The 23773-nt window shown below is 57.7% G+C and carries 20 protein-coding genes; 3 read left to right on the top strand and 17 right to left on the bottom strand.

The window, feature by feature from the left end; all coding sequences use genetic code 11:
* Window positions 1–76: 76 nt before the first annotated feature.
* The 4 genes from ASD12_RS10990 to ASD12_RS34585 all read right to left on the bottom strand — a co-directional run bounded on the left by ASD12_RS10990 (window position 77) and on the right by ASD12_RS34585 (window position 3912).
* Window positions 77–1711 carry an ABC transporter ATP-binding protein gene (locus ASD12_RS10990; RefSeq protein WP_200953695.1) on the bottom strand — a complete coding sequence of 545 codons (1635 nt, stop codon included), beginning with the start codon at window positions 1709–1711 and terminating at the stop codon, window positions 77–79.
* Complete coding sequence (locus tag ASD12_RS10985; protein ID WP_056585289.1) at window positions 1701–2549, bottom strand: ABC transporter permease; 849 nt, start codon at window positions 2547–2549, stop codon at window positions 1701–1703. The genes ASD12_RS10990 and ASD12_RS10985 overlap by 11 nt, the downstream gene beginning before the upstream one ends.
* Before the next feature lie 19 nt (window positions 2550–2568).
* Window positions 2569–3561, bottom strand: a complete 993-nt coding sequence (locus ASD12_RS10980) for an ABC transporter permease (protein ID WP_056585287.1) — start codon at window positions 3559–3561, stop codon at window positions 2569–2571.
* A gap of 147 nt (window positions 3562–3708) precedes the next feature.
* Window positions 3709–3912, bottom strand: a complete 204-nt coding sequence (locus ASD12_RS34585; protein WP_162252238.1) for a hypothetical protein — start codon at window positions 3910–3912, stop codon at window positions 3709–3711.
* Here ASD12_RS34585 and ASD12_RS35870 point away from each other — a divergent pair.
* The gene (locus tag ASD12_RS35870; protein ID WP_348271716.1) at window positions 3875–3967 is read left to right on the top strand and encodes a TniB family NTP-binding protein; all 93 of its coding nucleotides are present in this window, start codon (window positions 3875–3877) and stop codon (window positions 3965–3967) included. The genes ASD12_RS34585 and ASD12_RS35870 overlap by 38 nt on opposite strands.
* Before the next feature lie 73 nt (window positions 3968–4040).
* Here the strand turns inward: ASD12_RS35870 and ASD12_RS10975 are convergent, their stop codons facing one another.
* Window positions 4041–5492 (bottom strand): NAD-dependent succinate-semialdehyde dehydrogenase, encoded by a 1452-nt coding sequence (locus tag ASD12_RS10975; RefSeq protein WP_056585285.1) that lies wholly within the window; start codon window positions 5490–5492, stop codon window positions 4041–4043.
* Between the two features lie 9 nt (window positions 5493–5501).
* A complete protein-coding gene (gabT, locus tag ASD12_RS10970; protein ID WP_056585283.1) occupies window positions 5502–6782 on the bottom strand; it encodes a 4-aminobutyrate--2-oxoglutarate transaminase in 1281 nt (426 codons plus the stop codon).
* Window positions 6783–6928: 146 nt separating this feature from the next.
* On the opposite strand from gabT, the gene ASD12_RS10965 reads away from it, so the two are divergent.
* Window positions 6929–7837: a LysR substrate-binding domain-containing protein gene (locus ASD12_RS10965; protein ID WP_244482824.1), complete on the top strand. Its 909-nt coding sequence runs from the start codon at window positions 6929–6931 to the stop codon at window positions 7835–7837.
* A 57-nt stretch (window positions 7838–7894) separates the two neighbouring features.
* On the opposite strand, the gene ASD12_RS10960 is transcribed toward ASD12_RS10965, so the two are convergent.
* The 11 genes from ASD12_RS10960 to ASD12_RS10910 all read right to left on the bottom strand — a co-directional run bounded on the left by ASD12_RS10960 (window position 7895) and on the right by ASD12_RS10910 (window position 22621).
* Window positions 7895–8542: a response regulator transcription factor gene (locus tag ASD12_RS10960; protein ID WP_200953694.1), complete on the bottom strand. Its 648-nt coding sequence runs from the start codon at window positions 8540–8542 to the stop codon at window positions 7895–7897.
* Between the two features lie 187 nt (window positions 8543–8729).
* Complete coding sequence (locus ASD12_RS10955) at window positions 8730–9824, bottom strand: GlxA family transcriptional regulator (protein ID WP_082525376.1); 1095 nt, start codon at window positions 9822–9824, stop codon at window positions 8730–8732.
* 95 nt (window positions 9825–9919) lie between these two features.
* Complete coding sequence (locus ASD12_RS10950) at window positions 9920–12361, bottom strand: FAD-dependent oxidoreductase (RefSeq protein WP_056585280.1); 2442 nt, start codon at window positions 12359–12361, stop codon at window positions 9920–9922.
* Window positions 12362–12555: 194 nt separating this feature from the next.
* Entirely contained in the window at window positions 12556–13737 is a 1182-nt protein-coding gene (locus tag ASD12_RS10945; RefSeq protein WP_056585277.1) for an MFS transporter, read from the bottom strand.
* A 74-nt stretch (window positions 13738–13811) separates the two neighbouring features.
* Window positions 13812–14525, bottom strand: coding sequence for an ABC transporter ATP-binding protein (locus ASD12_RS10940; protein WP_056585275.1), 714 nt, complete (start codon window positions 14523–14525; stop codon window positions 13812–13814).
* Window positions 14512–15327, bottom strand: a complete 816-nt coding sequence (locus ASD12_RS10935; protein WP_056585274.1) for an ABC transporter ATP-binding protein — start codon at window positions 15325–15327, stop codon at window positions 14512–14514. Before ASD12_RS10935 ends, ASD12_RS10940 begins: the two co-directional genes overlap by 14 nt.
* Window positions 15324–16361 carry a branched-chain amino acid ABC transporter permease gene (locus ASD12_RS10930; RefSeq protein ID WP_056585272.1) on the bottom strand — a complete coding sequence of 346 codons (1038 nt, stop codon included), beginning with the start codon at window positions 16359–16361 and terminating at the stop codon, window positions 15324–15326. The genes ASD12_RS10935 and ASD12_RS10930 overlap by 4 nt, the downstream gene beginning before the upstream one ends.
* 2 nt (window positions 16362–16363) lie before the next feature.
* Window positions 16364–17242 (bottom strand): branched-chain amino acid ABC transporter permease, encoded by an 879-nt coding sequence (locus ASD12_RS10925; RefSeq protein ID WP_082525374.1) that lies wholly within the window; start codon window positions 17240–17242, stop codon window positions 16364–16366.
* 49 nt (window positions 17243–17291) lie between these two features.
* The gene (locus tag ASD12_RS10920; RefSeq protein ID WP_056585269.1) at window positions 17292–18626 is read right to left on the bottom strand and encodes an ABC transporter substrate-binding protein; all 1335 of its coding nucleotides are present in this window, start codon (window positions 18624–18626) and stop codon (window positions 17292–17294) included.
* Window positions 18627–18794: 168 nt separating this feature from the next.
* A complete protein-coding gene (locus ASD12_RS10915) occupies window positions 18795–20585 on the bottom strand; it encodes a hydantoinase B/oxoprolinase family protein (protein WP_056585266.1) in 1791 nt (596 codons plus the stop codon).
* Between the two features lie 14 nt (window positions 20586–20599).
* Window positions 20600–22621: a hydantoinase/oxoprolinase family protein gene (locus ASD12_RS10910; protein WP_056585264.1), complete on the bottom strand. Its 2022-nt coding sequence runs from the start codon at window positions 22619–22621 to the stop codon at window positions 20600–20602.
* A gap of 197 nt (window positions 22622–22818) precedes the next feature.
* On the opposite strand from ASD12_RS10910, the gene ASD12_RS10905 reads away from it, so the two are divergent.
* Window positions 22819–23670 (top strand): MerR family transcriptional regulator, encoded by an 852-nt coding sequence (locus ASD12_RS10905; protein WP_162252243.1) that lies wholly within the window; start codon window positions 22819–22821, stop codon window positions 23668–23670.
* Window positions 23671–23773: the final 103 nt, after the last annotated feature.

Raw genomic sequence — 23773 nt, 5'->3', positions numbered from 1 at the left:
TTCGCATCCTCAAGATGCGGCGAAACTGGTGTTTTCGAACAAAATAGCGCCATTTGGCCGCAGAAAGCGGATGCGGTTAGCCTACCGCATTCGCGTCCAGTACTCGGGTAAGCCAGTTGGGATCCATTTCCGGCACAGACGAAAGAAGCTTCTTCGAATAGTCAGCCGATGGACCATTGAGAACAGCGTCGCGAGAGCCCTGCTCAACGACCACGCCCTTCTCCATCACCACGACGTGATCGGCGATGGCTCTTACCGTCGAAAGATCATGAGTGATATACATGTAGGTAAGATTTCGTTTTCGCTGTAGCTCGACCAGCATTTTCAGCATACCTTCCGCTACTAGCTGATCCAGGGCGCTGGTCACCTCATCGCAGATTATGAACTCGGGGTCGGCGGCGAGCGCCCGGGCGATCCCGATGCGTTGTTTCTGTCCACCAGACAATTCGGATGGAAAACGGTCTATGAACTTGTCTGGATCCAATTCGATGTCGGTCATGATCTCCCGAATTTTGAGATCCTTCTCACGCCCACGTAGACCCTGGTAAAATCTTAGCGGCCTGCCAACTATCTCCCTGATCCTTTGGCGCGGATTAAGTGCGGTGTCGGCCATCTGATAGATAATCTGGATGCTGCGTAGTTGATCCGCCGATCTGTGACGATAGTGGTCTGGTAACGGGGAACCAGACATCTGTACTTTTCCAGCTGTTGGCTTGAGAAGACCCGAGACAACCCGACCCAGGGTCGATTTTCCAGATCCGGATTCCCCGACAATAGCAACTGTCCTGCCTTTCGGAAAATCAATGTTTATGCCGGAAAGAACCTGGACCGAACCATAGTACGCGTCAATGTTCTTCACCCTGATCAGCGGCACTTGCCCGGGTGGTACAGCCGGCTTCGTCTCGGTTCGAAACGCTCTTACGGCCCAAAGTGACTTGGTGTATTGCTCCTGCGGCGCGGAGAGCATTTGACGGGTATCAGCCTCTTCCACTAGCTTTCCGTGACGTAGCACCATAATGCGGTGAGCCATCTGAGCCACAACAGCTAGGTCGTGAGTGATATATATCGCGGCTGTTCCCAGGGACGAAACGGCATCTCTTATGGAAGCCAAAACCTCGATTTGCGTCGTTACGTCTAACGCCGTTGTTGGTTCATCGAAAACAATTACGTCCGGCTTGCAGATCATTGCCATGGCCGTTATCACGCGCTGCAGCTGCCCGCCGGAAACCTGGTGCGGGAACCGCAATCCGATGCGCTTCGGGTCTGTTAGCCTCAGCGCCTGGTACAGCGTTTCGGCAGCATCCTTTGCCGTCTCAGACGTCATCATTCGCGCTACGACCGCGGTTTCGATGGTTTGGTCAAGCAGCCGATGAGCAGGATTGAAGGCTGCGGATGCGCTTTGCGCGACGTATGCGACGCGTAGTCCGCGCAACGACCTCAAGACGTTTTCATCCGAGGCAGTGAGCTCGATGCCCCCGAGATGGACACTGCCGCCCGCAAATCTGCAACCAGGGCGAACAAATCCGAGCGCCGCCAAACCCAGTGTCGACTTGCCGGCGCCGCTTTCTCCGATCAGGCCCAGCACTTCACCCCGGCGAAGGTATAGGTCAATCCCATCAACAACGCGCGTCCATCCTGAACCGGTCGTCGCCTCGATCTTCAAATCCTTCATCTGCAGGATGATATCGGACGTATTTGCTTCATCCATCATTTTTCAGCCCGCTGCTCAGATGTAAAACCCAGTCGACAACGAAATTCACCGCGATGCTCAAAGCAGCGATCGCAAGCGCTGGCATTAGTGGCATGGCCGCGGCCTGGAAATCGTCTCGTGCGAACGAGATCATGGAAGCACTCTCGCGAACCATCGATCCCCAGTCTGCGGCCGGCGGCTGTATGCCGACGCCGAGGAACGACAATGCTGCGATATTGAGGAAAACAAAACAGAACCGTAGACCGAATTCGGCCAGCAGAGGCGCAACGATGTTCGGAAGAACCTCGCGCATCATCAGCCAGCCTATCTTTTCGCCGCGCAATTTCGCGAACTCAACGTACTCCATTACGACGATGTTCATGGCCACCGAGCGTGCCAGACGAAATACGCGCGTGGAATAAATGACTGAAATTATAAGAATGATGTTGGTTACGCTTGAGCCAAGGATCGACATCAGCATCAACGAGAAGATAAGCCCAGGGATCGCCATCATCACGTCGACGATACGGCTTAGAATTTCGTCCCCCCACCCCCCGACGATCGCGGCGGCAATCCCCAGCGAGCCACCAAGGGTAAAGGCGATGACGGTCGCGCTGAATGCTATTCCAAGTGTGTTTTGTGCCCCGTAGATGAGCCTTGAATAGACGTCACGGCCAAGATCGTCGGTGCCCAACCAGTTCACACTCGACCAGGGCGCTAGCCCATCGCCGATAATCTGGTCCTGCGCATAAGGTGCGAGATATTGAGCAAAGACAGCAACAACGACATAGGCTGCGATAACGAGCAGGCTTACTTTTACCGAAATTGGCGCAGCTCGTAGTTTTCCACTGAATCTCATCGATTTTTCCAATATGGTTTCAGCGGGGATACAGCAGCCTTGGATTGCTCACGATCGACGCAATGTCGGCGAGCAGGTTCAACCCGATATAGGCTGCCGCAAATATCAAGGCGCATGCCTGCACGACCGGGATGTCTCTCGCCATAACCGAGTCGACCATAAGTTGTCCGACGCCCGGATAGACAAAAACCGACTCCACGACCACGACCCCGGCAACCAGGTAGGCGAGGTTAAATGCTACGACCGTTACTATGGGCGCGATTGCGTTGGGCAAGGCGTGAACGATGATAATCCGCCACTTCGACTGCCCCTTCAGTGTAGCCATTTCGATAAAAGGAGCCGACAAAACGCCGATAATTGCGGCACGCGTCATCCTTAGCATTTGAGCCATGATCACAAACGTCAATGTCATTGATGGCAGTACACTTGCAGTTAGCCTGCCTGAAAATGGCATCGATGGCGAGATATTCGCAATAGCCGGAAACAGGGGCCAGATTACTGAGAACAAGAGTACAAGAACGTAGGCAATGAAAAATTCGGGAAGCGAGACCGCTCCAAGCGACATGAAATTGACGGTCCGATCAAAAACCGTGTTTCGATATAGAGCCGTAAGCACGCCGAGAACCACTGCAATAGGGACAGCTGTCACTGCTGTCACAGTGGCCAGAAACGCCGTATTGCTCAATCTTGGCAGGATCAATGCGGCAACCGGCCGACTATCGCCTGAGCCCAAACCGGCAAACGAAGTGCCGAAGTCACCTCGAATGACGCCGGTCAGCCAGTGCCAATAGGCCATGATCGCCGGCTGGTCCAGACCCAGCGCGGTTCGCAGCTCAGCGGCTACCTGGGGGGTCACATTTTGCCCAAGCGTAGCTTCGGCGAAGTCGCCCGGTAGAAGCTTTATCCCGGAAAAAATAACGATCGACACAGCTAGCAGCGTCAGCAAGCCCATGCCGAACCGGGCGATCAACAGCCGCACGACAGGATGTAATGATTTTAGAGCTTTTCGCATCGGCACCACAGCTGCGCGAATGAATATCTCTCAGCCCCGCATTATTGAAAACGGCAGGGCGCCCGGCATTACTGCACCGCATCTGAATTCAATATTGCAAGGCGGCAGTCACTCGCCACGCCCCTCTTTGTTGTGATTAATCAAACGCTATGTCAAAAATCTTTTACATACAAGTGGCATTGCGATAAAATTTCGATAGGCTCTGGTCGGCTGTTTAGCATGCCGATCATTCAGGCTCTCTCGTGTCAGAGCAGCCTGCCACTCAGCAGACAAAGACGAGGTGACCGTCTCGGCGCGCATGCCCTCGGTCGCGATCTGCGGCGACAGCGGCACGGGCAAGACGATGGTCATGGAGCGGTTCCGGGACGAGCACCCACCGAGCTTCAATATTGGACGAGCAGACTGAAGAAGCCGGTCTTGGCCATGGGAATGACCAACCGTCCATGAGAGCACGGTTCTACGCCAAGCGTGCAGCGGGCTTACGAAGAAAGATTGCCAATGCAGGAATATTTCAACTCCAGGAACTCGTTCATGCCGTGATGTGAGCCTTCGCGCGAATTGCCGCTTTCTTTGACGCCGCCGAACGGCGCGAGCTCGGTCGAAATCAGGCCGGTATTGACGCCAACCATGCCGTATTCCAGCCGCTCCATGACGCGGAAGATACGGGCGGCGTCCCTCGAGTAGAAATAGGCGGCAAGGCCAGTCTCTACGGCGTTCGCGGCCTCAATGACCTCGCTTTCATGCTCGAAGCGGAAAACCGGCGCCAAGGGCCCAAAAGTCTCCTCGCGCGCCACGGCCATGTCACCGTTGACGCCTGTGAGCACTGTCGGCTCGAAGAAGGTTCGGCCGAGCGCGTGCCGTTTGCCGCCCAGCACAATGGACGCCCCCCCAGCCACGGCATCGTCGATGTGGCTTTCGACCTTGCGCACCGCATCCTCGGTGATCAGGGGGCCTTGAGTGACCCCCTTATCGAACCCGTTGCCGACGATGAGCTTCTGAACTTCGACGACCAGTTTCTCGACAAAAGCGTCATGGATGCCCGACTGCAGGTAGATGCGGTTGGTGCAGACGCAGGTCTGGCCCATGTTGCGGAACTTCGACTGAATGGCGCCAACAACCGCTGCGTCAAGATCGCCGTCGTCGAAGACGATGAAGGGCGCGTTGCCGCCCAGTTCCAGCGCCATCTTCTTCAGCGTACCAGCGCCTTGGCGCGCCAACAGCTTCCCGACCTCGGTCGAACCAGTGAAACTGACGACCCGCACCTTAGGATGAGAGGTCAGCACGCCGCCGATCGCGACTGCGTCGCCAGTGAGAACGTTGAAGACACCCGCAGGGAAGCCAGCGCGCCTTGCCAATTCAGCAAGTGCCAGGGCCGTCAACGGCGTCTCGGGCGCCGGCTTCACAACCACGCTGCAGCCAGCAGCCAGAGCCGGCGCGATCTTTCGTGTGATCATGGCAGCCGGAAAATTCCAAGGCGTGATCGCTGCAACCACGCCGATGGGTTGGCGCAGGACAAGCAGGCGGGCGTCGGCCCGGTGAGAGGCGAGAATCTCGCCGGAAACCCTTTTAGCTTCTTCTGCGTAAAACTCGATATAAGACGCAGCGTAGTCGATCTCGCCCAGCGACTCGGCAAGCGGCTTTCCCTGCTCACTGGTTAGGATGGCTGCCAGACCCGTCCTGTTTTCGACGATGAGGTCGAACCAGCGCCGCAGGAACCAACTGCGCTCCTTCGCGGTGAGCCGAGCCCAAGGGTGAAAAGCCTTCGCGGCTGCCTCAACAGCTGCAACGGCTTCTGCCGCCCCAAAGTTAGGCACCAGGCCCACCGTCTCTCCGGTGGCTGGATTCACCACGGGCGTCTGGCCGACGCCGACGAACTCCCCGTCCAGGAAAGCCTGGAACTTCAGCAAGCCGCTATGATTAAGGTCCTGCATTTCAGCTGCCTAGGCGTTGGCCGCCACAAGCGCCTTTTCAAGCGAGACCAGGCCCTCATGGAGCACAGCTTCAGGAACGTTGAGAGGCACCAGAATGCGGATGGTGTTGCCGTGTACGCCGCAAGAAAGCAGAACAAGTCCGTCGGCGATCGCCGCCTGGATCACCCTCTTGGTGGCGTCGGCGTCCGGCTCGTCGCTGCCGCGCGCTTTGACAATGTCGAAGGCAACCATGGCGCCGGGGCCGCGAAGACCTGCAATCGCCACCGTATCATTGCGTTGGGCGGCCTTGGCCACCGCGGCCTTGATCGTCTGGCCGACGGCGTTGGAACGGTCAATCAGCTTTTCTTCCGCAATCACGTCCAACACGGCGAGTGCGGCCGCGCAAGCTATCGGGCTGCCGGCGTAGGTGCCACCGAGTCCACCGGCCTCGGCAGCATCCATGATTTCCGATTTGCCGATAACGCCGGACAACGGAAAGCCACCGGCGAGAGACTTCGCCACGGTGATGAGGTCGGGTTCGACGCCAGTGTTCTCGATGCCGAACATCTTTCCGGTGCGGGCAAAACCGGTCTGAATCTCGTCTGCAATCAGGACAATGCCGTGCTGGTCGCAGAGCCTGCGCAACGCCTCCATGAGTTCGTTCGGCACGGGGTGGAAACCACCCTCGCCCTGCACTGGCTCGATTATGATTGCCGCGACCTGCGTGGGCTCGATGTCAGCGCGAAACAGAAATTCCAACGCTCGCAGGGTCTCATTCACGGAAACGCCCTGCGACGGGAAGGGCAAGTGGTAGACGCCAGGCACACCAATTCCGAATTTCTTGCGATAGGGAGCCACTTTGCCGGTGAGCGACATGGTCAGCATGGTGCGCCCGTGAAATGCGCCGGTAAAGGCGATGACGCCGGGGCGGCCGGTATGCGCACGAGCGATCTTGATAGCGTTCTCGACTGCCTCCGCGCCTGTCGAGAATAATATGGTCTTGGCTTCGTTTTCGAATGGCGCGAGCGCATTGAGCCGCTCGGCCAGCTCGATATAGGGCTCGTAAGGCATCACCTGAAAAGCGGTGTGGGTGTAGTTGTCGAGCTGATCACGGACCGCCGCTATAACTTTCGGATGCCGGTGACCGGTGTTGACCACCGCGATACCGCCGGCAAAATCGACGTAACGCTTGCCTTCCACGTCCCAGATCTCCGAGCCCTCAGCGCGAGCCGCGAAGATCGGAAACGCGTTTCCCACGCCCCGCGGCACGGCCGACATGCGCCGCTGCAGCAGCGAATCGTTACTGGTCATTGAGCGCTCCAATCCTGGTCGAATACGCTGCAATTTACCCGTTGCGCAGCAGGTCAGGGTATTTGATTATCTTGCCCACAGCGGTGCAATTTCGTATCCACGACTTGAGCGGAAATTGGTCGAACTTGGAATCTGGCGTGACGGGCATGATACGAAAGAAGGCGGCGCGCTTGCCTCCCCTCGGGATGGTCAGGGCGTTCGAAGCCGTCGCCCGAATGGGGAGCATGCGAAAGGCCGGGCAGGACATTGGGCTCAGTCACACGGTGGTGAGCCGGCACATGAAGAACCTGGAAGCCTGGCTTGGAGTGAAACTTGTTTTGGCAGGGCCGCGCGGAATCTCCCTCACGCGAGATGGGCATCATTTTCAGGGGGCGGTGACGCAGGCTTTCGGCCTGATCTCGGGTGCAGCTGACAATCTGCGCGCTACCTCGCGAAGGGGCACTTTGCGTATCTGGTGCATGCCTGGTCTTGCGACACGATGGCTTACGCCGCGCCTTTCCCAGATTGAAAGCCTGTTGCCTGGCGTCGAAATTGTACTGCGTGCCTCCGACAAGGCGCCGGATCTCGCGCGATCGGAGGCAGACGTCATGATCGGGTTTGGGAACATGGAGGATTTGCCCGTCGGTGCCGTCCCGCTCGTTCAACCCCGGATGTTTCCTGTTGCCAGCCCGGCGTGGATTTCAAGCAATCCCACTGTCCGATCTCCCGCAGATCTCTCCCGGGTTCCTCTGATACACGAAGAAAGCCGGCAGCAATGGCTGGACTGGTTCGCGGCGGTTGGACACGATCCAAAAAATCAGCTCTCCGGCCCCAGACTTTGGAACGCTAATCTGGGGCTCGATGCCGCGCTTACCGATCAGGGCGTCGCTTTGGCGACGCCTCTCAATGCAGGTGCTGACATTGCGGCGGGCCGACTGGTGGAGCTTTTTGCCACCAACATCAGTCTCGGTGGCTACTATCTTCTGGCGTTGCCCAATCGTTGGAGCGAGACAAACCTTTCGGCCTTCAGAACATGGATCAAGGCGAGCATGATGCCCAGTCGCCCCGATGCATAGCTGCACAAGCTCTCACAATAGGGTTTTCGGCGAAACCATCGCCTCGACGAGCCCACCTCACCATCTATGCGGGACAGCAACGTTCTTGCGCTCAGCGGCGAAGAGCGCAACCGCCATGGCGCGATTGCGAACGCTAAGTTTGTCATAAAGATTCTTAAGATGGTATTTGACCGTGTTTTCGGAAATTCCCGTGCGCGTGGCTATTTGCAGGTTGGTCCATCCGTCGGATAGCACGGCCAACAACTCGACCTCACGGACCGTCAACTTCGAGAGCGGCGTCTCATTTATGCGAGTGAGATCAATTCGTGGAATACAGATCCGATCGTTGGCAACGGCAAGCAGGGTGTCAAACAGAACCCCTGGGTCATCGAACTGGTAGCAGAACCCCTGTGCACCGAGGCGAACACACCTTTTGAGGATATGCGCGTCATTTTCGTTGCAGAGAACCACGATGCGTGCCGCCAGTTGTCGGCGCTGAAGTTCAAGAAGAACTTCGCCGGCATCCATATCAATCAGTTGCCAGCCGACCAGGGCGACGTCGAAGCTGATGCGCTCCGTCATCAACCTTTCAACAAACATTTCGCCAGCTGGCAGGCTTTCGACAAGTTCGAAGCGATGGTCGCGACCGATCAAGTCGCGCAACGCTGAAACGATCAGCGCGCTGCGCTCGACGAGCACTATCTTCAGCTTCTCTTCTTTCGCCATCGACCTTTCATCGCTTCTGGCATCGCGCCGCGACGCATTCGATATCAGGTCCACGATGATGGACCGCCCTTTCGCCGCAGGATTCACCGCGACGCAGAACAGTTAGGGCTGGCTCTGTACTCTCTCTGGTCGCCTTTCGTCCCTGCCGCCATAGCCGGCCCCACAATCTTGGCAGGCCGCACACCCGCTATGCGGCTGAGCGGCGCGCAAGTTCAACGAACGTCGCTCGCGTCTTGCTCGGAGGCAACCGAAAGTGATCCTTGAAGCATTTCGCAAAATGTGACGACGAGACAAAGCCGCATGCGACGGCCACATCGACCACCGGCATGCTTGTCATCTCGAGGAGCTGCCTGGCTTTCCGCAATCGAAGCGACAGGTAATGTTGCAAGGGCGTGGTGTTCAGATGTTTCTCGAACAATCGCTCGACCTGGCGACGCGACAGGGACACCCGTCGTGCAAGATCTTCGAGGGAGAGCGGCTCTTCGAGATTCCTTTCCATAAGTTTCGCAATTTGTATCACCTTCGCAGCGGCCCCCACGTATCTCAGTCCCGGAGGGATCGACTGCCAGCTTCCGCCGGCTCGCCGGCGGTCTGCAGTCAGTTGCTCACAGACGAACCGTGCCATATCGCCTCCAAGGCGATGTTCAATAATCTCAACTGCAAGGTCGAAGGCTGCGAACTCGCCGGCGCACGTTGTCAGGTTTCCGTGCCGAACGAACAAGACATCCTCTGCTACCAGATCCCGATATTTCTCAGAGAGAGCAGCAAGCTTGCTCCAATGGATGGTACATCGTGCTCCGCTGTGCAAAAGTCCTGCCTCCGCTAATAGCCAGGTCGCGGTGCCAAGGGCATAAATCGGGACATTGCGACGGGACTGGTTGCGCAAAAAGGCGTTCAATCGCGGCGATGTCTGCTGCTCAATATGGTCGCCGCCAATCAAGACCAAGGCGGCATGCTCGCCCCCGGCATCCCAAATATCGAGAGACCCATCGACCTCCATGGTCATACCGCTCGAACTGACGACGGGTTTCCCATCGGCCTCAAGAATCCGCCAATCGAACGATCTTTCCTTCGCTAGCAAGTTGGCACAGCGAAGTGGATCGACAAACGATGAAAGGGTCAGTTGCGAAAAGCCTGGTGACAACAGCAGGTGCATTTTTGCCGGTGCTTTTCCGCTTCCATCCAAATGGGAAAATCGCATTCCAAAGTGCGAAGGGCGTTGCAACTCTTCGCCTATAGATGTTTCACGATCATAGCGGTCGATTGGCCAGGTTTCTGTCATCTGCAAGCCTCAACGCACAAGTTCACATGTCTGCCGGCAATGGCCACTCCTTGCCCTGTTGAGACCGGAACGTCGATATTCGACAACGCCCCCGCCTATGAGCGGATGCGGATATTGTCGGGATCGTAGAATGGTCTCGACTGACAAATCGCCGTATGGCGGACCCCCGCGAGTTCCACCTCGAAGCGCCCGTCCGATAGCCAGGATTTCCAATCCGATGCCGGCACGTCCACATAGCCCTGAGCCACCGAACTGCCGACTGTGTACCCATAGGCAGCCGAAGTTGTCCTGCCGACGATTTGATCATTGCGCAGGATCGGCTCGTCGTGGAGGAGGATAGGCTCCGGACTTTCCAGGCGAAGGAAAACAACGCGGCGCTTGAGCCCTTCAGCCTTCTGCTTTTCCAACGCTGCACGGCCGATGAAATCTTCACTCTTCTTCAGCGATACCGCAAAGGCGAGACCGGCCTCCAAAGGCGTATCGCCGGGCGTCACGTCATGGCCGAAATGGCGATATCCCTTCTCGCTTCGCAGCGAATCCAGCGCATGGTATCCGGCCAAGCGAAGCCCTAGCGGCTCGCCTTCTTTGAGTAGGAGATCGAACACCGGGCCAGCGAACTCTGTCGGTAGATACAATTCCCAGCCCAGTTCCCCCACATAGGTAACCCTGAGCGCATGCGCCTTAGCATAACCGATTTCGATTTCCTGCGCGGTACCGAACGGAAAGGCTTCATTGGAGAAATCGGCATTGGACACGGCTTCAAGAAGCGCGCGTGCGCGCGGCCCCATCACCGATAGTACCGCAAATCCAGACGTTACGTCAGTGACCGTTACCTGCGCCCCTTCCCGCAAATTGCGTCTAACCCAGTTCATGTCCTGGGCCTGGCTCGCCGCGGCCGTCACCATCATGTAGCGCTGTTCGGACATCCGCGTGAACGTAACATCAGCGACAATGCCGCCTCGAGAGTTCAGCATTTGAGTATAGACGATCTTGTCGGTCGCGACCGCCATATCGTTGGCGCAGATGCGCTGCAATTCCGTCTCTGCATCAGGACCTTCAATAAAGGTCTTTCCAAACGAAGACAGGTCGAAGAGCGCGACGGCTTCCCGTGCTGCGCGGTGCTCTTCCGCGACCGCGTCAAACCAATTCTGCCTGCCATAAGAATAGATGTATTCGCGACGTTCCCCCTCTGGTGCGAACCAGTTTGCCCGCTCCCACCCGGCCGCGGTTCCGAAAACCGCGTTCCGGGCCTTGAGCCTCGCATACAAGGGCGTCTCGCGCACGGGTCGCGCTGTTTCGAACTGGCGATGCGGCCAGTGCATCGCGTAAAGAAGGCCCAAGCTTTCCGATATCCGCTCCTGCAGATATTTGCGGTTGCCCTGAAATTTGTGGAAGCGGGCGATATCGACTTCGGACAAGTCGATCGTGGGCTCGCCGGCGACGATCCATTCGGACAATGCCTTTCCAACGCCGGCGGCGCTGAGAATCCCTTGCGAGTTGAATCCGGCGGCGACATAAAACCCTTTGACCTCGGGCGTTTCGCCGATGATGAACTTGTTGTCAGGCGTAAAGCTCTCGGGTCCGTTCATGAAGTGACGAATGCCAAGAGACTGCAGCAGAGGCACAACCTCCATCGCCTTGGACATCGGCAATTCGAACTGCGCCCAATCCTCGGGTAACTCGCCGAATTCGAAGCGATGCGGCAGCTGCTCCATGGGCAGCGATTTTGCCAGCGGCTCGAATGCGCCTACCAGGAGCTTTCCCGCATCTTCCTTGATGTAGATATAGCCATCGGTGTCGCGCAACACAGGCAGGTTCTTCGGGATCGCAGCGTCAGCTTCCGTGGTTATGTACATGTGTTCGGCGGCGTAGAGAGGCACGTTGACGCCAGCTAGCCTTCCGAGATCCCGCGACCATGCGCCTGCGCACAAGACTGCAACGTCGCATTTTATGACGCCTTGATCCGTAACAACGCCCTTGACTTGATCTCGCTCGATCTCGAAGCCTGTCACCGACACATTCTCGAAGATGCGCGCGCCACCGGCGCGCGCGCCCTTGGCAAGTGCCTGTGTCGAATCGACCGGGTTGGTCTGACCATCGCCCGGAATGAATGCGCCGCCGACAATGTGGGATTCATCGAGCAGAGGGTAAAGATCCTTGATCTCTCGCGGAGAGAGCATGTGGGCTTCGACGTCGAAGCTTTTCCCCAGGGATACCAGCCGGGCTATCTCAATAAGGCGATCAGGCGTTCTTGCAATCGGCAAGCTACCGGTGCGACGAAAACCCGTGTCTTGACCAGTCTCCTTTTTCAACTCGTCAAACAGCCGTGTTCCGTATCGGCAAAGCTCAGTCATTGTATGCGTCGTACGCAGCTGCATTACCAGCCCGGCAGCATGCCAGGTCGTACCGCAAGTCAGCTGGCCCCGCTCGAGCAGCACCACATCGCGCCACCCCAGTTTTGTCAGGTGATAGGCGATGCTGACTCCGATGATGCCGCCACCAACGATGACAACCTGGGCGTGCTTGGGATGGGTCATTTGTTACCTCGGACTTTTGGCATGGTCGGGCCACATTTTGTCATGACCCGGCGCCGGCACCTCACAAAACCTTATACATTATGACAAACTCGTCAATAGGCTTGTAGAGTTTTTTACCCGCCGAGCATGACTCTTGCCGCAGGCTGCGGCATCCGATGTGGGTGAAGGATAGGAAGCGACAACGGCCTGCGCAGTCACCGAGACTGTCGGAGGCTGAAAGCGAGAGCCCCCGAGATCAAGCACATCCCCAAGCCGGCGACGATTGCCGGCCTATAGTCGCCGAATGCGCCGTAAAGCGCACCGGTTCCCCAAGGCGCGACGAGCCCTGCCAAGCCGTAGGAAATCATCAGGCGGCCATAGATTTCACCAATTCTTTCAACCCCGTAGAGCTGCCCGACAAGCGTCGGCATAAGTGACGCCGATGACCCAAAAGTTGTCCCGATCAACGCCGCCCCAATCAGGACGAGCGCGGGTAGCCTGAAATCAAGGAACACCAGGCCAACTGCAGTGACGAGACTAGCCAGTAGCAGCGTTTTCCAACCGCCAAGCCTGTGCACCACCTGTCCTCCTAAGAGCGATCCCAACAGATATCCGAGCGTGAAAATCGAGAGGCTGTAGCCAACAAAGGCATCAAGGCCGTGCGCCGACACCATCCCTGCAAGTTGCGAGACCGTCATTAAACCTACAAAGCATATGCAGAAAAAAATTATCGCAAGCTGGATAAAGTTCCAGCCCGATGTCTCGATGGATGTGACATGCGGTTGGTACGATTTGACCCGATCGGTTCGCTCTTCTCGCTCCGTCCAGAGCAGCGTGATTGAACAACCGCCGATTGCCAGGATCGCCACGCCAAGCAATCCGAAGACATAAGCAGGTCCATAGGACTGGACGATACCCGTCAGCGCTAGCGGCAAAACGATGCCGTTGGAGGAGAATGCCGCCATCGTTATTCCAATGGCCAGTGCCCGTTTATGCGGAGCGGTTTGGGAAGTCAGAGCAAGGGCCAGACCATATCCCAGCCCTGACCCAAAACCGAAAAGACCGCCATAGCCGACGAGCAAAGACCAATAGGCAGGTATTGCCGCGAATAGGAGATGTCCGCCACCCGCAAGGGCAAACGCCAACACACAGAACCGGCGACGGCCTAGTGTCCGAAGCAGGCGATCGTGCAGGACCATGCCTGCCGTGAAAAAGATGAGAGCAACTGTGGGACAGGTGCTGAGTTCGCCCCGTGAGATCGACAAATAGTTTTCGAGGGGGAGGAGGAAGACGCCCCACGCGTATATGGCACCCATTGCCACGTTGATGAGAATAGCCGCACCAAGCAGACGACCTATGCGACCTTGTCTTGCGCTCGCTGTCTGATCGTTGGCCATAGCAACCTTCCGGCATGACTGTTCGTTGCGCCACACAGCGTGTTTGCAGCCAGAGGAGTGACCCGCGGCGCGATTCAAATTCCGAGATACGTCTCCATCAGCTCCCGGCGACTGCTCAGTTCACCAGAATTGCCACTCCACACGGTGCGGCCGCGGTTCAGTATGCTCAAATGGTCGGCCACTGATGCAATGCGGCTTACATTCTCCTCGACAATGAGGATCGTGAGGCCCACCTGTCTCAATCTCTGGATCGTGCCGTATATGGCTTCGATTACAATCGGGGCCAGGCCCAGCGACGGTTCATCAAGCATCAAGAGCTTTGCTTCGGCCATCATCAGTCCACGCCCGATGCCCAGCATGCGTCGTTCGCCCCCCGATAGCGAACTTGCCGTTTGTCCTGTCCGTTGCTCCAGCTTTGGAAAGAGCTCGAAGACAAAGTCGAGCCGGCTGCGTGTCTGCTCGGATGAGGCGTTGGCATACCCGCCGACCAGAAGGTTTTCGAGTACCGACATGTCCTTGTAGACAAGGTCGCCCTGCGGCACATGTACGACACCACGCGTTGCAATCGTCTCTGGCGCCAACCCGTCGATTGCGTGGCCGTTGAAACGCACGATCCCTCGCTGACGGGGCAACAGACCGGAAATCGCCCTCAGAAGCGTGGTCTTGCCATGGCCGTTGGGGCCAACGAGACCGAAAACCTCCCCCTCTGCCATCTGCAGGGAAATGTCCTCAATCACATCTCCGCCGCCGTAAGAGCCACATAGCCCTTCGATTTCAAGCAACGCCATGTGAAAGCCTCTCCGTTGCGGCCGCTCTCACCGCACTCGCGCCGGCAGTTCCGAGATAGACTTCGACCACCTCCTTGTCGTCGGCCAGTCCCTTGGCCGATCCTTCATAGAGCTTGCGGCCATGGTGCAGGATAATGACGTTGTCGGAGAGTGCGGTCATGAAGCTCATGATGTGCTCGATCAGCACGATGGTCATGCCGTGGTAGTCGCGCAGCCGCCGAAAGACGCCAGCACAATGATCGATTTCTTTGCTATTGAGGCCGCCGACTGGCTCGTCGAGCAGGAGCAGCTTTGGCCGACTGGCGATCGCGGATGCGGTCATCAAAAGCTTGCGCTGCAGGATCGGGAGCGACGCCGCAACAGTCCCGGCGAGCTCTTGCAGTCCAGTGACTTCCATCGCTTCGTCTGCTTGCTCCTTGGCCTCCTTATCAAATCGCAGCGATGGCACGATCCGGTTCCTGGTACCGAAGTAAGCGGAGCTCTGCAGGTTCTCCCGCACGGTCATGGTGTCAAAGACGGCATTGAGCTGAAACGTCCTAGCTATGCCGAGATGGCAGATCTGCGCCGCAGAAAGGTTCGATATGTCGTTCCCGTCGAAGATCACTGTGCCTGCGCTAGCCCTGGAAACTCCCGAGATGGTGTCGAAAAGCGTCGTCTTGCCCGCGCCATTGGGCCCACCAATGCCAAGAACTTCGCCTGGCTTGACGTTGAAGGTGAGATCGCTGACTGCCGCCATTGCGCCGTAGCGCTTGGTAAGGCCTTCAACGCTCAGGATATTGCCATGGGTCGCGGAGGCGTTCATGGCTGCCCCCACGTGCTCTTGCGCGTGCCGAACAGGCCGCCGAACCTGGAAGGCAGGTCCGTTAGCAGCCAACCGAGACGACCTGCCAGGCCTTCAGGCATGAACAGCAGAATAAGTATAAGCACGAGGGCATATGAAGTGTTTCGCCACTGAGCCAGGTCGCGGAAGGATTCATCCACGACAGCCAAAGCGATCGTTCCGAGGATCGGCCCCCACACCCTGCCCCGCCCTCCGACGACCATCATCGAGAGCAGGAAGAGAAGCGTCGGCAACTCCAGCACTTGAGGGCCGAAAGTCTTCATGACGCCGGCATAGACGCCGCCGGCCAGACCCGTGAAAAAGCCGGCAGCGGCAAAAACGATCAGCTGATACTTGGCAACCCCTATGCCTCGCGCTGCGGCACAAACCTCGTTGTCGCGCATCGCCTGGAATGCGCGTCCATAAGGGCTGTGCACGACGACGATGGCAAACAGCGTTCCAAGTGCCAAACACGCAAGCGCCAGCAAATAGTCAGCGGTTGCGACGAGCTTGTAGCCGAAGAGTTTCGTGAACCCGAAATCACCGAAACGAGCCAGACCCCTTGCCCCGCCGGTTAGCGAGTAGCAAGCAATTTCGAGCTTTCGGAAGCACTCAACATCCGTGACGATCAACTGGTACATGACCATGGCGATCGCCAGGGTGACCACCACGACGTATGCCCCTCGTAACCTCAGTGTCGCGCTTCCCATCAGCAGGCTAACGGCCATCCCAGCGAGGCCTGCGATCGGCAACGACCACCAAGGCGAGATCGAAAAATAGAGGCCCAGCAGGGCAACCGCATACCCGCCAGCTGCAAAGAGCGCCATTTGTCCGATCGACAGGATGCCGGCGACGCCAAGCACCAGATTCCACTGCGTCACCACCGCTGCCCAGATGAGGAACAGCGTAGCCTGCCCCAGGACATAGCTGCTCGGGGCGGCAAGCGGAAGGACCGCCAGCCCAGCGAACACGGCAACCGCAACAAAGATATCTTTTCGAAGCCGGTCATTCGACATGGTTAGTTCCTGACCTGGGCGCTTTGGCCAAACAGACCATTGGGACGAAGGATGAGGACGAAGACCACCGCGACAAGCAGCGCTGGGAAACCCCATTTGGTTCCCAGCCCGTATTGAACGAGCACCTCGACCAGGGCGAGCATGAATGCGGCGATGAGCGCCCCTGGGATGCTGCCCAGCCCGCCGACGACGCAAATGATCAGCGCCTTGAGCAGGGGGTCGAGACCGACCGTGGGATAGACGGTGGTGAAGGCCGTCAGGAGCACACCTGAGGTGCCAGCGACGAAGCCGGCAAGCAACATCACCTTCAAAACGACAGTCTGCAGCGGAATTCCGTTCAGTCGCGCCGCCGTTGGCTCCTGAGAGACTGCACGGATCGCCCGCCCCAGCTTGGTCTTTTTCATGACCAGCTGCAGCACCACGATCATGACGGCGCACCCGGCAACGATAAGCAGGGTTTGATATGCGATCCCCGATCCGCCGATGTCGATGCGGCCGTCGAGATTGAATGGTTGTCGGGCCGATGTCGGCCCGATCAAATTGTTGATCATATCGATGACGATTGTCGAAAGAGCCATCGTCAAGATGATGATGTTGATCTCGAAATTGGGCTTGGCAAATACCCAGCGCAGAAGGAGCACATGGGTTATCAGGCCCATGAGCATTCCGCCGGCGGCACCGCCGATCACACCCGCCCACCAGGGAAAGCCCAACCAGTTGACCAGGATGAGGGAGCCATAGGCGCCTACCGCGAGGTAGGCGCCGTGGGCGAGATTGAGCATTCCTACGCTGCCCCAGATCAACGACAAGGCAACTGAACTGGCGGCATAGAGCGCTCCCAGCGTGAGCGCGCTAAGCAGAATGTCTCTTAGAATAAGCATTGCCGCTTCTAGCTCCCTGCAACGGTTGTAGGACGACGCGTGACGCCTCCTATTTGAACCACGGCGGCAGTTCGAAGTCGGCTTCGTTATAGGGCTCCGGATAGATCAGCTTCTTGGGTACGTCAGCTTTCGGATCCTTGATCTGATACAGCAGATGCGGCATGGCGATCGACGGGTCTGCTGACACCGTTGGATATGGAATTGCGGCGTTGATGGTCGGGTCGTAGCGCAGGATGCCGAACGGCGCCCGGTACACGAACCTTTGCAGGTTCGCCGCGATCTTCCGGTTCTGGTCGGCGTTGCCGGGTTCACCTGTTCCGCCGGCAAGAGTGGCTGCGATGGCGTAGTGAAAAGTCTCTGAATAGGTTGACGCACCGGGGTCAGCTTCGGCCTTGGGGCCGAACTTGGCCCAATATGTCTTGCGGAACGAATTGCCGATTTCGTCGGGGAGAATACCGATAACGGTAGAGGTGAGAACGCCGCGCGCGGCTTCGCCCGCGATGTCGGAGAACGCTTTGAGCAGCGGGCCGTATTGATAGTAGAACAGGCTGTTGGTCGGCTGCTGCAGAAACTGGACCTGGCACTGAGCCAGATCACCCGGGAAGAAATGCGTGTTGGCGATGACAGCCGGCGGATCTGCCCGGACCTTGTTCAGCACCGCGCCCCATTCTGTTGTCGGCACTGGCACCACTTCTTCGAAGGAAACTTCGAAACCGTATTTTGGCGCGGTTTCCCGGATGGCGTTCGAGATAACGATCGAATAGGGCAGCGAGCCGGTAACCAGGGCGATCTTGTTGTTCGTGGGCTTCCACACGCCGGCCTTGCGGATCCGGTCCAGCATGACCGGAAGGCCAACGCCGTAATAGTATTCGGCCGGGTCGGCCATGAACACGCCGAAATAGCGTTGCGGGTCGCTCTTGAAGGCCTCGTGGTGGCCGATCGAGGTATTGTAGTGGATGTAGATGATGCCGGCGTCAGCAATAGGATCGTATTCCGCCTGGTTGGCGCCCACGTTGTAGCCGTTGATGATCGCATGGACGCCATGGCGGTCGATCAGCAGACGGGCGGCCGCGGTCACTTCCTCCGCCGTCTGGTTTTTGCTGTCCACGGTCACCGGCGCCAGCTTCTTGCCAAGAATGCCGCCGGCGGCATTGATCTCTTCGCAAGCCATTTCGAGACCGTTCTTGTGCTCGATGCCATCGACAGCCAGGGGGCCGGTAAGCGAAGCCATCTGACCAATCGGAATGACCTCATCCGACTGCGCGCGCCCCTCGTTCAGGCTCGCCAGGAGCCCACTGCCGAACGCTGCGCTTGCCACCGACGCGCTCATAAAACGCCGGCGGTTGGTGTTTATCATTGGAAAATCGGTTTTCTGCCCAGTCATGACATGCTCCTCTTGTCGGCTCTTTGGCCGCGTTCCCACTCAAAGATCTTGGACTGCAGAATTACGTTTCGCAGGCATGCAGGATCGCTCCGGCGCTGAGAGCCGGCGAAACCGTAATTTTTGAGAGATGTTTCGTCGGCCGCATTGCGGCCGAAGACGAACGTTCGATCAGGCTGCGCGAAGGCGCGCTGTTGCCGTCTGGTCGACGGTCATGGTCTTGGGGTCAATGACGACCCTGTAGGTTTCCTTTGCGGCTGCAATGGAAATGTAGTCATCGAGAACGTCCGAAAGCACTCTTTCTGCTGCGCGTTCCCCGGGATTTCCCCACCCGCCGCCGCCAGTGCTCTCGAATTTGAAAACTTCCTCGTTTGAGAACTGATGGCCCGACAGCAGCGGACTCGTCCAGGCGCCGTTTGGCGAATAGCCACCGATGACCAATTCCTTGCCGTCTGGATAGAGATGTGTAGAGCGTTGCACCGCGCTACGGCCGCCGCCGTTGACGCCGGGGCTGCCTTCACGCGTTCGAGACGTCTCCATGTTCAGTTCACCGTCGCAAAGATAGCGAACCTTAAACACAGCACCCAGCCCGCCCCGGAATTTCCCGGCGCCGGCGGAGTCCTGGCGCAGTTCGAAGGCCTCATACTCGATCGGGAAGAACAGTTCCGCCGTTTCCGCCGCCATGTTCATGCAGTTGCCGAGCGGATCCATGGTCACGCTCATACCGTCATTGAAAGGCGTGCCGCCCCAGCCACCGGCTGGCAAATCGGAGAAGACGTCTGCTCGGCCGCTGTCCTTGTCCACTGCCGTGGAAACAAACCAGTTGCATTCCGAACAGGTTGAACCCGTCACGCGCTCGGGGATCGCCTGTGCCAGCGCCTGCCATATGGCGCTGGTAATCTTTGAAGACGCAAGTGTGGTGCAGCCAATGGTAGGCGCCGGCCACTTGGCGTTGAGCCAGCAATTGTCGGGCAATACGATCTTGATTGGCGCGAACATGCCGGCATTGGATGGCGCATGGGGAGCAAGGAAGAACTGCAGCGAGTAGTATGCCGCCGAGGCGGTGTTCGCGAAGGGCGAGTTGATCGAACCCTTGCAGATTGGATTACTGCCCGTGAAGTCGACGGTGATGTCGGATCCACTCACTGTCAGCGTCACTTTGACCTTGATGGGTTCGAGCGAGAACCCATCGGTGTCGGCAAAGTCTTCGGCGCAATAAATGCCGTCTGGAATTGCTTCGATGCTCTTGCGCACGATCCGTTCGGTGTAGCCGATCAGTTCATTCATCGCCGCCTTCAGGGTGTCGATGCCATAGCGCGCCGCTGCGCGCTGCAGTTCGCTTTCGGCGCTCTTGAGCGCGCCGAGATGCGCCTGAAGATCGCCGCGGATGTAGTGCGGTGTGCGTGTGTTGTTCATGATGATCGCGAGGTAGTCGCGATTGATCTCGTAGTTCTCGTAGAGCTTGATTGGGGGCAGCCGCAGTCCCTCCGCAGCGATATGGGTGCTGAACGACATGCCGCCTGCGGCCCCGCCACCCAGATCCATCCAATGGCCGCGGCTTACTGCGAAACCCAGCAGTTCGTCTTCATAGAAGACGGGCATCGTGAAGGTGATGTCGTTGATGTGAGTGCCGCCCTGATAGGGATCATTGAGCGCAATCACATCGCCGGGCTTCAGCGTCTCGATAGGAAACCGGCTGATCGCCGCGTCGGCGCTGTACTGCATCGCCGCCAGATGAACTGGACAGTTCGCAGCCTGCGCAAGAAGCCTCACCTTCGGATCGTATATGGCGTTGGAGAAGTCGAGAATGTCGGCAAGAATCGGCGAGAAAGAAGTCCGCTGCATGATTGTTGTCATGCGGTTGCATGCATATTCGAAGCTGTTGCGGAGAACCTCGAAGGTCACCGGGTCCATTCGGTCTGAGATGTCGAGCTTTTCGACTTTTGCGCTATTGGAAGACATACCCGTTCCCTCGTTTAGCTGGCTATCGACACAATGAGATTGCCGCTTTGATCGACTTGCCCGATACAACCAGGCGGCAGAACTGCAATTGAATCCGGATATTCGACGATGCCCGGGCCGGAAACGATGGCACCCGCCTGGAGTTCTTTGCTGTTGTGAAGCACCGACGAAACCCACTTGCCGTCGAAGTACACGTCCCGCTTCGACCCGCTGCCGTTTGACGATGACGCACCGAAGTTGAAATGCGGTGGTTCCGTGAGTTGACCGACAGCCGTCACGCTCAACGAAACGAATGCAATGGGAAAGTCATCGGTACTGACGCCGTATTCGAGCATATGGGCCTTGTGGAAAGCGCCGGCGATCCCACCGACCTGTTCCTGCTTGATGTGGCCATTTGGAATGTCGGTATCGACCTCATAGGTCTGCCCGACATACCGCATTTGCGCCGTGCGCGTGATTTTCATGTTGGACGCGTCGATGCCGTCCGCAACAAGGCGGTGCTTTGCCTTCTCCTCGAGATCAGCATAGATGCGGTTGAGTTCGTCGGTATTGACCTCGTCCAGCGATGCATAGTGGAAAGCTTCGATGTCATGGCGGATGTTCATGGCAGTCGCGCCGAACGCCGACGCAACGCCTGCCTGCCCTGGAATGATGACCTTAGGGATGTTCATGGCCTGGGCAACGAAACACGCGTGCATGGGGCCTGCGCCGCCAAAACTCGCAAGTACGAAATCGCGCGGGTCCCGAGCCCGTGCCACGACCACACCCTTCACGGCCTGTGCCATTGTCTCACAGGAAATTTTGATCATGCCTTCTGCGGTTTCCAGGCGCGAAAGGCCGATCTTGGCGGCTAGCCCATCGATGGCCTTTTGAGCCGCGGCGACGTCGAGCTCGAATTTGTCGGAAAGCGAGGGGTTGAGCCTACCGAGGATCAAATTAGCGTCCGTGATCGTCGGCTCGGTGCCGCCGCGGCGGTAACATGCTGGGCCGGGCTCAGAGCCGGCACTCCGGGGCCCGACACGCAGTGATCCGCCCTCGTCGACCCAGCCGATCGAGCCGCCGCCGGCGCCCACCGAATGGATATCGAGCATGGGGACGCTGACCGGAACCTCCCACTCCAGCTCATAGCTGCGGGTAACGAGTCCTTTTCCGTGCTCGACGATGGAGGCATCGAAGCTGGTGCCTCCGACATCGGTATGAATGATGTTGTCGAAATCGGTCGTACGGCTCAGATAGGATGCATAAGCGACCCCGCCGGCAGGACCTGATTCGATGAGCTCCTCAGGTCGCTCCTTGGCGTTTTTGGCGCCCATGACACCGCCATTACTCTTCAGGATGAGCAACGAGCCGCGAAAGCCCTTGGCCTTCAGCGCCTCCTCCAGGCGGTCGAAATAGGACGTCATCACTGGCATCATGCAGGCACGAATGGCGGTCGTTGTGAATCGTCCGTGTTCGCGGAAAATCGGTCTCGTCTCGGCCGAGATGACGATGTGCGCGTCCGGGTTGGACTCGCGAACGATGTCGCGCATCCGCTGTTCATGAGCCGGGTTTGCGTAGGAATTGATGAACCCGATCCCCACGGACTGGATGCCGCGCCCGGCGATCGTTTCGGCTACCTGGCAGGCGATCTCCTCATCGAGGGGACGGCGGGTCTCGCCCTTTGCCGACATGCGTTCAGGAATGGCGAAACGATTGCGACGGCGGATCAGGGGCTCCGGCTTCGATTGATAGGGATCATAGAGGGCCTTCCGGTGCTGGCGGCCAATCTCGATCGTGTCGCGAAAACCTTCCGTCGTGATGAACGCAGCGTCGGGATAGTTGCGTTCGATGAGTGAATTGGTGGCGGTTGTGGTGCCATGCATCAAAAACGAAATCTGATCGAACGGAATGCCGGCGACCTCGATCGACTGAACGACGCCTCGCGAACGATCATCCTTTGTCGTCAAGACTTTCGATGTCTTGTAGGATTTGTTGGTTTCTTCCCATGCGAAAAGGTCGGTGAACGTGCCACCGACGTCAATCCCAACGCGCCACATATGTTGTGTTCCCTCGATTTTTTATCAGTTTGCGGGCATAGGCTGCGCTGCCCTTTGACGCCAAGAAACCCTATATGTGAGTTGTAGATTGTCAATAGGTGATTTGTAGAGTTATTTCTGCTCGGATAACGGGTGCGAGTTGGTAATCCGGTCGTGAGATTTTGGGCCTTGCCGCGATAGCGGCCATGGAGACGAGGATGGGACAGCAGCCGCCGTCAAATTCGGGAACTGAGCTGAAGATATCGGATTTGAGCCGCCTCACGGGCGTGCCCGTCTCAACTCTGAGAGTTTGGGGGGAGCGTGGCTTGCTTGCGCCGCGTGTCACATCAGCGGGTTATCGCATCTACAACGAAGATCACGTAAAGCAGGTGTCGGACATTAAGCGCTTGCGCACGTTGCAGGGGTTGAGCATTGCCGCCATCAAGGCCGCGCTTCCAGGTGAAGACAGAGAGCCACCTAGGGACACCCATCCCGCGCCACACGAACAAGATGTCAACGCGCAGAACTCCGTGGGCGCGAAGCTAAGGTCACTTCGACAAGCCCGCAAGTTGACCATTCGCGAAGTTGCAAATCAGACAGGTATTGCGCAGTCGGTCCTGGCTTCCATAGAGCGGACGTCGTTGGGTGTGCAGATTCCCGAGGCCAAGACGCTTGCCTCTTTGTATGGAGTTACGCTCACGTCCCTCATGGCCACTCAACTGACCGAGCATAACAAGGAAGTAACCTCGGCTTCGGGTGGCGGCCAAATCCTGCCAACTCTTGGAAAGGGGCTGCGGATCGAACAATTGGCAACCGGCACCGACATGATGGATTGCCAACGTTGGTTTATCGAGCCGGGGGTCAACAGTCACGGCGCCTATAGCCATGACGGCGAGGAGTTTGTCTATGTGCTTTTTGGTGAGTTCAAAATCATTATTGAAGAGAGCCGCATTCATCACTTGCGCCAAGGCGACAGCATCTACTTCAAGAGCAACTGGAAGCATTCCTGGTCCAATCCCGGTCAAACGATAACTGTTCTTGTTTGGGTAAACACCCCTCCAAGCTTCTGAACCAGATGGCTCCTCGAATGTAGGACGCCTCAGGATTTGAATGCTCCAGATGATGCCAATTACATTGGTAGCCACCAAAGTGACTTGTGGCCAATGGCCGATA

Source organism: Mesorhizobium sp. Root102 (assembly GCF_001425625.1).
In the GTDB taxonomy this organism is placed as follows: domain Bacteria; phylum Pseudomonadota; class Alphaproteobacteria; order Rhizobiales; family Rhizobiaceae; genus Mesorhizobium.
Note: the sequence above shows the minus strand (reverse complement) of the source record. Positions and strands in the feature narration are given on the sequence as shown.